10 protein-coding genes and 1 tRNA gene are annotated in these 10566 nt (G+C 65.0%); 7 read left to right on the top strand and 4 right to left on the bottom strand.

Annotated elements, in window-relative coordinates; translation table 11 throughout:
• From YH3_RS36805 to rdgB, 5 genes are all read left to right on the top strand, one after another.
• The coding region (locus YH3_RS36805) for a P1 family peptidase (protein WP_238592680.1) at nucleotides 1-541 on the top strand (541 nt) is incomplete at its 5' end.
• Between the two features lie 92 nt (nucleotides 542-633).
• Nucleotides 634-1293: a rhomboid family intramembrane serine protease gene (locus YH3_RS22700; RefSeq protein ID WP_007733273.1), complete on the top strand. Its 660-nt coding sequence runs from the start codon at nucleotides 634-636 to the stop codon at nucleotides 1291-1293.
• A 97-nt stretch (nucleotides 1294-1390) separates the two neighbouring features.
• Nucleotides 1391-2149, top strand: coding sequence for a cyclic nucleotide-degrading phosphodiesterase (locus YH3_RS22705; RefSeq protein WP_007733274.1), 759 nt, complete (start codon nucleotides 1391-1393; stop codon nucleotides 2147-2149).
• 52 nt (nucleotides 2150-2201) lie between these two features.
• Complete coding sequence (rph, locus tag YH3_RS22710; RefSeq protein WP_003945332.1) at nucleotides 2202-2987, top strand: ribonuclease PH; 786 nt, start codon at nucleotides 2202-2204, stop codon at nucleotides 2985-2987.
• A gap of 3 nt (nucleotides 2988-2990) precedes the next feature.
• A complete protein-coding gene (gene rdgB, locus YH3_RS22715; protein ID WP_064444087.1) occupies nucleotides 2991-3599 on the top strand; it encodes an RdgB/HAM1 family non-canonical purine NTP pyrophosphatase in 609 nt (202 codons plus the stop codon).
• A gap of 60 nt (nucleotides 3600-3659) precedes the next feature.
• On the opposite strand, the gene YH3_RS22720 is transcribed toward rdgB, so the two are convergent.
• On the bottom strand, nucleotides 3660-4040 hold the full coding sequence (locus YH3_RS22720) for a DUF3817 domain-containing protein (RefSeq protein WP_003945334.1): 381 nt from the start codon (nucleotides 4038-4040) through the stop codon (nucleotides 3660-3662).
• Nucleotides 4037-4444 (bottom strand): hypothetical protein, encoded by a 408-nt coding sequence (locus tag YH3_RS22725; RefSeq protein WP_020970031.1) that lies wholly within the window; start codon nucleotides 4442-4444, stop codon nucleotides 4037-4039. Before YH3_RS22725 ends, YH3_RS22720 begins: the two co-directional genes overlap by 4 nt.
• A gap of 258 nt (nucleotides 4445-4702) precedes the next feature.
• On the opposite strand from YH3_RS22725, the gene YH3_RS22730 reads away from it, so the two are divergent.
• Nucleotides 4703-5422: an aspartate/glutamate racemase family protein gene (locus tag YH3_RS22730; protein WP_064444088.1), complete on the top strand. Its 720-nt coding sequence runs from the start codon at nucleotides 4703-4705 to the stop codon at nucleotides 5420-5422.
• Between the two features lie 59 nt (nucleotides 5423-5481).
• On the opposite strand, the gene YH3_RS22735 is transcribed toward YH3_RS22730, so the two are convergent.
• Nucleotides 5482-5563, bottom strand: a tRNA-Leu gene (locus YH3_RS22735).
• A 73-nt stretch (nucleotides 5564-5636) separates the two neighbouring features.
• Nucleotides 5637-6353 (bottom strand): hypothetical protein, encoded by a 717-nt coding sequence (locus tag YH3_RS22740; RefSeq protein ID WP_064444089.1) that lies wholly within the window; start codon nucleotides 6351-6353, stop codon nucleotides 5637-5639.
• Between the two features lie 419 nt (nucleotides 6354-6772).
• Here YH3_RS22740 and YH3_RS22745 point away from each other — a divergent pair.
• Nucleotides 6773-10566: fatty acid synthase subunit beta domain-containing protein (locus YH3_RS22745; protein ID WP_154100328.1), on the top strand; the 3794-nt coding region annotated here is incomplete at its 3' end.

Genomic DNA, 10566 nt, shown 5'->3' on the forward strand with positions numbered 1-10566 from the left:
CGTCGCGGCCGCCGCCGGCCCCGCCGAGGGGACTACGGTCTCCGCCTTGATCGTGGCGAATCCGGTGGGTTCGGTCTTCGACCCCAGAACAGGCCTGCCGTGGGGCGTCGGCTCGGACGGCGCGGAGTCGTTCGGCCTCAGGCTCCCCGACGCGTCCGAACTCGCGGCGGCCAATGCCGTTGCAGCCAAGGGAACTGTCCTCAACACCACGATCGGTGTGGTCGCCACTGACGCCGCCTTGACGAAAGCCGGGTGCCGACGCGTCGCCGTCGCAGGTCATGACGGCCTGGCCCGAGCGATTCGGCCCGCACATTCGCCGCTCGACGGCGACACGATCTTTGCGCTCGCCACCGGTGATCACACTCCGAATTCGGAGATCACGGTTCCGGACGCTTTCCCGAACGATCTGCCGATACTCGACGCGGTGTGCGCGGCTTCGGCCCAGGTGGTCGAACGTGCGATCGTCACAGCGATTCTCGACGCCACGTCGGTAGCCGGAATCCCGAGCTACCGCGAACTCTTCCCGTCCGCATTTCTCTAGGCAGCACTCCTGGAATCGGCGGTAATCTCGAATTGAGCCTGGTCGCGAGTGACCGGATCAGAAGACCGGATCGACGGTGGAGGACGCACACGATGACGATGGATTTCAACAGTCCGGACTTCGGCACCCGGACGCCGGCACCGAAATCCGGTCCGCCCTCGGTGTGGAAGCAGTCGGCCGTGTTGGTGGGCGGCTTCGCGATCCTGCTCTACGTGATCGAGATCGTGGATGTCATCTCCGGTCAGAATGTCCAGAACGCCGGCGTCACCCCGCGCACGCTCGACGGCCTGTGGGGAATCCTGTTCGCCCCGGTGCTGCACGACGACTGGGGTCATCTGATCGCCAACACCATTCCGGTGCTGATCCTCGGATACCTCGTGCTGGTGTCGGGAATTGCGCGGGGACTCGCGGCGACCGGCATCATCTGGGTGATCGGCGGCGTCGGGACCTGGTTGTTCGCCGGCTCGAACTCGAATCACGTCGGTGCGTCCGTGCTGATCTTCGGCTGGGTCACCTACCTGCTGGTGCGCGGGTTCTTCACGCGGAGTTTCACACAGATCCTGATCGGCGTTGCCGTCTTCGTCGTGTACGGCGGAGTGCTGTGGGGCGTTCTGCCGAGCGATCCACGGGTTTCCTGGCAAGGGCATCTGTTCGGAGCGATCGGCGGCGTGGTTGCCGCCTGGGCGTTGACGTCGGGGGAGAGGGCCAAGCGCGCCGGGTCGGCGCCGGCCGTTCGACCACCGAGTTTCTGAACGGACGTGGGTCACACCCTCACTGCGGTGTGACTTCGACGCGCCAAAACCACCAAGAGCTTTTTCCCAGACGGGTAGACGTGGCAGCATGACCGGTATGCGCATGACCGTCCTGGGGTGTTCCGGCAGCGTCACGGGTCCGGATTCACCGGCTTCGGGATACCTGCTCACGGCACCGGGAACTCCGCCGCTCGTGATCGACTTCGGCCCGGGAGTTCTTGGGGCGTTGCAGCGATACGCCGATCCGGGCGAGGTGACGATCCTGCTTTCGCACCTTCATGCGGACCACTGTCTCGACATGCCCGGCCTGCTCGTCTGGCGTCGCTATCACCCCAACCCGCCGGTCGGCCGTGCTCTGGTTTACGGCCCCACCGACACCGCGTGCCGCATCGGAGTGTCCTCCGCCGAGTGCGCCGGCGAGATGGACGACATCTCCGACACCATCGACGTCCGGCTCTGGGCCGAGAACGAGCCGGTGACGTTCGGTGAACTGAGCGTCGTCGCCCGCCGGATGAATCATCCACCCGAGGCTTACGGTTTCCGGATCACCGGCGCCGACGGCCGCGTCCTCGTCTATACAGGCGACACCGGAATGTGCGACAACGTCGTCGAACTCGCGCGTGGTGCAGACGTGTTGCTCTCCGAAGCGTCGTGGACCGACAGTCCGGATCGCCCCGAGGGAGTTCACCTCTCCGGTAAGGAAGCCGGCCGTGTGGCTGCGCTCGCCGGCGTCAAGGAACTTCTCCTAACGCACATCCCGCCGTGGACATCGCGTGAAGACGTGATCGCCGAAGCGAAATCCGAATTCTCCGGACCAGTGCATGCCGTCTCCGCCGGAAGTGTCTACGACATCTGATTCCCCTCACATTCGGTGCAGCGCTCACCGGGCGACCGCTAGGCTCACGAAGGTGACTACACGAGAAGACGGTAGGGCGGACGACGAGCTCCGCACGGTCAAGATCACCCGCGGGTTCACCAGTCACCCGGCCGGATCCGTTCTGGTCGAGTTCGGGAACACTCGCGTCATGTGCACGGCCAGCGTCGAAGAGGGTGTACCCCGCTGGCGCAAGGGCTCCGGCTTGGGTTGGCTGACAGCCGAATACGCGATGCTTCCCGCCGCCACGCACACACGCAGTGGCCGCGAATCGGTCAAGGGCAAGGTCGGCGGCCGCACGCAGGAGATCAGTCGACTCATCGGCCGATCACTTCGAGCGTGCATCGATCTCGCGGCAATCGGTGAGAACACCATCGCCCTCGACTGTGATGTCCTCCAAGCCGACGGCGGCACCCGCACCGCGGCAGTGACGGGGGCATACGTAGCCCTGGTCGACGCCGTGACGTACCTGCGCGCAGCCGACCTGCTCTCCGACCCGCAGCCCATCTCGTGTGGCATAGCGGCCGTCAGCGTCGGCGTCGTGGACGGACGAGTGCGCCTCGATCTTCCGTACGAAGAGGATTCGCGCGCCGAGGTCGACATGAATGTCGTGGCCACCGATACCGGCACGCTGGTGGAAATCCAGGGAACCGGTGAGGGCGCCACGTTCCCACGCTCGACGCTGGACAAGCTGCTCGACTCCGCTCTGGCTGGTTGTGAGCAACTTTTCGAGATCCAGCGTCAAGCGCTGGCCGAGCCGTATCCCGGGGTGCTACCCGAACCGAAGAATCCGGAACCCAAGAAGAAGTTCGGTGCCTGAGCTGTGAGCGTACGAGTACTGGTTGCCAGCCGAAATGCCAAGAAGCTGAAGGAACTTCACCGGGTGCTCGACGCCGCTGGAGTGAACGGAATCGAACTGGTCGGGCTCGACGAGGTCCCGCCGTTCCCCGAAGCCCCCGAGACCGGAGCGACGTTCGAGGAGAATGCGCTCGCCAAAGCGCGTGACGGAGCAGCTGCAACCGGAATGCCTTGCATCGCAGACGATTCCGGTGTCGAGATCGACGCACTCAACGGTATGCCCGGTGTGCTGTCCGCGCGATGGTCGGGCACTCACGGAAACGACGGCGCCAACACGGCTCTGGTCCTGGCTCAGCTGGGAGACGTGCCGGACGAGCGTCGAGGCGCGGCATTCGTCTCCGCCTGTGCACTGGTGATCCCCGGCGGCGACGAGACCGTCGTGCGCGGCGAATGGCGCGGGGTGATCGGCCGCGAACCAGCCGGCGACGGCGGCTTCGGATACGACCCCATCTTCCGTCCGGACGGCGACACCCGCTCGGCCGCAGAACTCACCCCGGCCGAGAAGGATGCGGCGTCACATCGAGGGCGCGCGCTCGTACAGCTCGTTCCGGCTCTGGCGGCGCTGGCCGACTGAACCGAATCCGAAAAGTGGAGCCCTGAACGCGTCTGCGTTCAGGGCTCCACTTTTTGAAACTCAGAGCTGGTAAGCCTGCTTCACCTGGGCAGTTCGCTTGTGCTCGAACACGAACGACAGGAACGGGATCGTGCCGGCGAGCGCGGTGGCAACCGTCGTACCGGGCTTCCACCGGGCCTTGATCGCCAAGTCGATCGTGAACACGAGGTAGAGCATGTAGAACAGGCCGTGGATCTGGCCGATGTAGAACAACCACGACGGTGCGTCCGCCGAATTGTCGAGAATCAGGTACTTGTAGACCATCTCACCGGTCAGGAACAGCAGCCAGAGGCCGGTGATCCAGGCGAGAACGCGGTATCGGACCAGCGCCGACGCAACCTTCTTCTGCTTTTCTGCGTTGACTGCGGGGGTAGCGATGCTCGCTTCCGAACCGGTACTCACGTCGTGCTCCTATCGGACTCGCGAGCGGCGAGCTGCGCAAGGTAGTCGTTGTATTCCAGCATTTGGCGGGCTTCAGGGTCGTCGACGTCGAGGTTCACATCGTCGAACTCGGCCCGCGGGCGTTGCGGCAAGAGGTCGGCGGGAATCTCACGCGGCTCCGCGGCGGCTTCCTCGGCTTCGGCCTCTTCGGGGTCCACGTCTTCGAGCTGAACGAACTTGCGATACGCGTACACGACAAACGCCGCGAACAGCGGCCACTGGAACGCGTACCCGAGATTCTGTCCCGAGCCTCCGACGGCTTCGAAGCGCTCCCACTGCCACCAGCCGAGCGCGAGGCAGCCGGCAGCTGACACGATGACCAGCAGAATCAGCGCAGGTCGGCGTTTAGTAGCGTTCTTGGACACACTAAGACGGTACCTGAGAGCTATAGTGCCTCGCCCTGCGATCTCCGACACGGTGTCGTAGAAGCCGTGCCACGGCGTGTCGTAGAAGCCGTGCCACGGCGTGTCGTAGAGGCCGTGCCACGGCGTGTCGTAGAGGCCGCTCCACAGCACCTGTGCGCTATGCCCATCCTCACCCGCAACGCCAGGGCACTGAACACATTCTCCCGGCTGTGCTGCATCGATAACCTCGGCGCGTATCCGAAAGCAGGGGAGTGTTTCATGCACATCAGAGTGATTCGCCCGGTCATCGACACCACACTGACTCCGGCGGTGACAGCCGAGGTGGAGCACTGGGCGGCGCCCGGCACGACGGTCGACGTCGTTTCGCTGCCTACCGGTACGGCGAGCATCGAGTCCGAGTACGACGAGGCACTTGCCGGCCCCGGGATAGTGCAGAGGGTCGAGGAAGCGGCTGCCGACGGCGTGGACGGTGTGTTCATCACGTGTTTCGCCGATCCCGGAGTGCATGCCGCCCGAGAGGTCATCGACGCTCCGGTGGTCGGCGGCTTCGAGCCGTCATTTCTGACAGCGATGAGTCTGGGCGATCGCGTCGGTGTCGTGACCATCCTGCCGAATGTCGTGCCGATGCTCCGATCGCTCACTCGGCGGTATGGGCTGGACAATCGGCTGGGCAGTATTCGAGTCGTGGACATGCCGGTGCTGGGCCTTACCGATCGGGAGGAACTGATCGATCGACTGGCCGCTCAGGCGTCTGCGGCAGTGGAGAACGGCGAGGCCGACACCGTCGTTCTCGGTTGCACCGGGATGCTCGGTGTGACCAGTGCGGTCCGAGACAGGCTGCATGGCAAAGGGATTCACGTTCCGGTTGTGGATCCGACGGCCTCGGCGATCACCTGGTTGGAGAGCTCGGTCCGTCTGGGGCTGACACCGAGTCGGACGACGTACATGACTCCACCGGTCAAGGATCGAAAGCGCTGACCTTGCTCACGAGAACCGAAAAAGCCCCGCCGGATCAGATCCGGCGGGGCTCTTCGTTGTGCGCGAGGGGGGACTTGAACCCCCACGTCCTGAGACACTGGAACCTAAATCCAGCGCGTCTGCCAATTCCGCCACTCGCGCGCGGAATTCAAAGGATACGCGAGTGGAATCGCTCGCGGGCACACCACCCTGGTCGGGATGCGCCCGCCCGCTCTCAGGCCGTTTCGGCGAGTGGATCCGCTGCGGGCGGCATGGTGGATTCCTTCGACCGGCGAGGTTGCTCGGCCGTGCGTTGATACCGCCACGCAGCGTGGGTGAGCGTTTGAACATCGACATCGAGATGTTCGGCAACCGCAACGAGCAACTCGGCTGCGTCGGTGCTCGACAACAATTCCTCACCACTGCTTGCTTCGGTGGCGAACCGTGCAAGTAGATCTATCGAAGTTACCGTCAACTTCCCGGACAGGAACACCAGCGTCTCGAAGGTCCTGGGGCCGAGCCCCGGAACGGAGACAACTGCCGAACGGAGGCTTTCGGTGTCCTCGACGTCGGCACTGGACCTGCAACCGGATTCGACGAGCGCCTTGGTCGCGCGAGCCGCACCCTCGGCTTTGGTGAAGTAGTTGCCCGGCACGCGCTGGCGATTGCCGAGAATCGTTGCGAGCTCGTCGCCACGGTCGGTGAAGGCGGCGAGAGCGGGCAAGCTGTCGAGGCGATCGTCGGCGGCTACCGAGCGGTGTGTGCGCCAACGGTCGACGACGGCGCGGACTCCGGTCTTCGGTGTTCCATAGGCGGCGCGCGACGAGAAGATCGCATCGAGAAGGGCGGCTTCGGACTCGCGCGGCCATCCCTGATTCCAATGCGGCCACGCCTCGCGCGGAAGCTCGGCGCCGATGAATTCGGCCGCTCTGACTACGTCTGTGTCTTTCATGATTTCTCCCCCCGAGAAGTTGTCCGGTGTGGACGCGCTGAACGTAGCGAGGGAGTCCGACAGATTGTGGCCCGGAACGCACGGGATCGACCGTCCGTCAAGGAGGTCACGAATTGGTAACAATAAATATGAGGGGTTCCTCAGGTTTCTGAAAATCCCGGTAACAGTCCCAGGCAGGGCGTTCGCGACCTACTCGCGAGTCACTTTCTCGAAGTCTCGTGAGGAAGATCACGGCCCCGAAAGTCCAGATTTCCAGGGTGCCGACAAACGTGAGGAAATCCTCATGATTCTGTGTAAACCTTGTCTTGCACGAACGCCCTGACTCCGTCGATTCTCTCGACGAATTCGCGAGCACTTCAGCCGGGCAGCACACCGCAAATCCCACCTCGCCGCAGAGGTGACCAGGAGAGGACGTACGCGTGACGATCGATGACACGACACCTACAGGAAACGGACGCGACTCGAAGGGTGGACGCCGTTTCGGCGTCGATGGGGGACAGTCCCGCACGACCAGCAAAGGTGCCCTCGTCGATTCGCTGAACAACGGCGTTTCCTACGCAATCGCTTTCGGTGGACAGGGCGCTCCCTGGCTCACCTCGCTCGAGGAGCTCAGCCGTGACAACGGCCTGGAGCCCGTTCTGACCGATCTGGTCAATGACGCAGCCGCACGCCTCGCGCCCGTCGCACAGGATCTCCTCGTGGTTCGCCCGGTCGGATTCGATCCGATCGCGTGGATGCTCGAAGCCGAGATCGTCGACGAAGAAGAAGGTGAGAAGTCGGCCGGGCCTTCCGCTGCCGCGCTCACCGCAGCTCCGGTGTCACTCCCCGGCGTCTTCCTCACGCAGCTTGCGGCGTTGCGTGCACTCTCCGCTCAGGGTCTGGATGTAGCCGGTAACCCGCCGGCTGCCGTCATCGGCCACTCGCAGGGCCTTCTGGCCACGGCTGCCGTAGCCGCGCAGGGCAACGACGACGGTGAACTCCTCGCCGTCGCACAGCTCGTCGGTGCTGCTGCCAGCTTGGTCGGCCGTGTCCTCGCCATCCGCAACGGCCGTCGCCGCGTCGTTCTCGCCGGGCCGCCCGCTCAGCTGGCACGCGTGCAAGAGCGTTGTGAACAGATCGAAGCCGAGGAAGCCCGCGAGCGTGAGGGTAAGAAGCGTGGCGGTTCCGTCTTCGCGCCGTCCTTCGATCCGCTCGACACCGAAATCGGCTTCCATCACCCCGCATTGACCGAGGCCGTCGAACTCGTCGGCAGCTGGGCGACCCGTTGCGGTCTCGACGCGGACCGTGCGCGCGAACTTGCGCAGGGTGTCCTCGTCGATCCGGTCGACTGGGTCGAGGCTGTCGACGGCGCAATCTCCGCCGGCGCCAAGTGGATTCTCGATCTCGGACCCAGCGATCAGCTGACCCGTATGACGTCCTCTTCGCTGCGTGGACAGGGCATCGGCATCATTGCCGCAGCCACCCGCGGCGGACACCGCAATCTGCTCACACCCGGTGCAGCACCTGAGGTCTCACGTTCGTGGTCCGAGTTCGCGCCGAAGCCCGTTGCGCTTCCCGGCGGCCGTATCGGCGTCGAGACCGCGTTCACGAAGCTGACCGGTCGTTCACCCATCCTGCTCGCAGGTATGACGCCGACGACGGTCGACGCCAAGATCGTTGCCGCGGCAGCCAATGCCGGTCACTGGGCCGAGCTTGCCGGTGGCGGGCAGGTCACCGAAGAAATCTTCGAAGACCGTGTCGCAGAGCTGAAGATGCTGCTCGAGCCGGGCCGCGCGGTCCAGTTCAACTCCCTGTTCCTCGACCCGTACCTGTGGAAGCTGCAACTCGGTGGCAAGCGCCTCGTGCAGCGTGCCCGTACCGCCGGTGCTCCCATCGACGGCGTCATCGTCACCGCCGGTATCCCGGAACTCGAAGAGGCTGTTGCTCTCATCGACGAGTTGTCCGAGATCGGCATCACCAACATTGCATTCAAGCCCGGCACCGTGGCGCAGATCCGCTCCGTGATCCGCATCGCCAACGAGGTTCCGAATTTCCCGGTCATCGTCCACATCGAAGGCGGCCGCGCCGGCGGACACCACTCGTGGGAAGACCTCGACGACCTGCTCCTCGACACGTACGCCGAGCTGCGTACACGCCCGAACCTGGTCATCTGCGTCGGTGGCGGCATCGGAACACCCGAGCGCGCAGCCGATTACCTGACCGGTCGCTGGTCTGCCGCAGCCGGTTTCCCGGCCATGCCCGTCGACGGCATCCTGGTCGGCACCGCAGCCATGGCGACTCTCGAGGCCACCACCTCTCCCGAGGTCAAGCAGCTCCTCGTCGACACACCCGGTACGCCGGACTGGGTCGGTGCAGGTACCGCTGAAGGCGGAATGGCCTCCGGCCGTAGCCAGCTCGGTGCCGACATCCACGAGATCGACAACGCGGCTTCGCGTACCGGTCGCCTCCTCGACGAGGTTGCCGGCGATTCCGAGGCAGTGGCCGAGCGCCGCGACGAGATCATCGCCGCCCTCGACGTCACCGCCAAGCCGTACTTCGGCGACGTCGAGACCATGACGTACGCACAGTGGCTGCGCCGCTACCTCGAGCTGACCGTCGGCATCGACGCGGCGAAGGAATTCGACTGCGGCGCCGATCTTCAGGACGCCATCGTCGAGGCGACGTCGAGCCCGTGGCTCGACATCACCTGGCGTGCTCGCTTCGGCGAGATGCTCCAGCGCACCGAGGCGCGTCTGCACCCGGTCGACCGCGGCCCGATCCCCACGCTGTTCGCTGACGCCGAGACCCTCGAGCGCCCCGAGGCTGCGATCTGCGCACTGCAGGCGTCGTACCCGGACTACTCGACCACCGTTCTGCATCCCGCAGACGTCTCGTTCTTCATCTCGTTGTGCAAGACGCCGGGCAAGCCGGTCAACTTCGTTCCCGTCGTCGACGGTGACGTGCGTCGTTGGTGGCGCAGCGACTCCCTGTGGCAGGCACACGACCCCCGCTACACCGCCGATCAGGTTTGCGTCATCCCCGGCACCGTTGCCGTCGCCGGCATCACCCGTGTCGACGAGCCGGTCGGTGACCTGCTCGATCGCTTCGAGAAGGCGACCTACGACGAATTGGTTGCTGCCGGAACCACTCCGGTGGCACTCGCGAGCCGTCGCCACCAGGATTCCGCACCCGGACTTCTCGACGCCGTTCTCTCGGCTCCTGACCTCCAGTGGGCCGGCCGCCTGACCCAGAACCCCGTCCGTCGTCTCGGCGACCTCGACGAGTGGAGTGCAGAGGCTGCCGACAAGGCAGTTCACGGCACCACCGGTTCCAGTCTGACCGTCGTCGATTCCTCGCACGTGCTGCTTTCGGTTCCGTTGGTGGCAGGCAAGTCCGTCGACATCACGATCACGATCCCCGAGTCCGTCGTCGACGGCGGCGCTCCGGTTGTCACCGAAGCCGATGCCGAAGGTGCGATGTCCGCGCTCCTGGCAGTTGCTGCCGGACAGGAACTTCCGACAGTCAAGAACGGCAAGGCTCGCCTCAACGTCGCGTGGGTTCCCGATCGCATCGCCGATCACGCCGGTGTCACCGGTTCCGGTCTGCCCGCCACGCTCAGTGTCAGCGGCAAGGCTGTTCCGGACGTCGTCGTCGGAGCATGCTGGCCTGCAGTGTTCGCAGTCCTCGGCGCAGCCAAGCTCGATAGTCTTTCCGTTATCGAAGGCATGCTCGACCTGGTCCACCTCGACCACACCGTCGACTTCGTCGGTGAGCTTCCCTCCGAGACAAGCATTCTCGTGGTCAATGCCGAGGTCGCCTCGGTTCTCGACACCGACCTCGGTCGTGTCGTCGAGGTCAAGGTCGAGGTCGGTGCCATGCTCGGCGAGGGCCTCGACGCCCCCGCAGTCGTCACCATGACCGAGCGTTTCGCGATCCGCGGACGCACCGGTGCAGGCGAACTCGCCGACCCGGCTCGCGCCGGTGGATCGATCAGCGATGCGGCTGTCGACACCTCGCGTCGTCGTCGCCGTGACGCGAAGATCCTCGCTCCGGTCAGCATGGGCGCCTTCGCTCAGGTTTCCGGTGACCACAACCCGATTCACACCTCCGACAACGCCGCTCTGCTGGCCGGCCTCGGAACCCCGATCGTGCACGGCATGTGGCTCTCCGCCGCAGCGCAGCAGGTAGTCACCGCAGTCGACCCGGCCGAGACCCGCGTCCCGCCGCGCCGCCT

The sequence above is a fragment of the Rhodococcus sp. YH3-3 genome (assembly GCF_001653035.1).
Lineage (GTDB): Bacteria > Actinomycetota > Actinomycetes > Mycobacteriales > Mycobacteriaceae > Rhodococcus_F > Rhodococcus_F qingshengii.

Coding starts and splice junctions, on each gene's coding strand:
- YH3_RS22705 (WP_007733274.1), top strand. CDS start 1,391: ATGCGCATGACCGTCCTGGGGTGTTCCGGCAGCGTCACGGGTCCGGAT.
- YH3_RS22700 (WP_007733273.1), top strand. CDS start 634: ATGACGATGGATTTCAACAGTCCGGACTTCGGCACCCGGACGCCGGCA.
- YH3_RS22730 (WP_064444088.1), top strand. CDS start 4,703: ATGCACATCAGAGTGATTCGCCCGGTCATCGACACCACACTGACTCCG.
- YH3_RS22740 (WP_064444089.1), bottom strand. CDS start 6,353: ATGAAAGACACAGACGTAGTCAGAGCGGCCGAATTCATCGGCGCCGAG.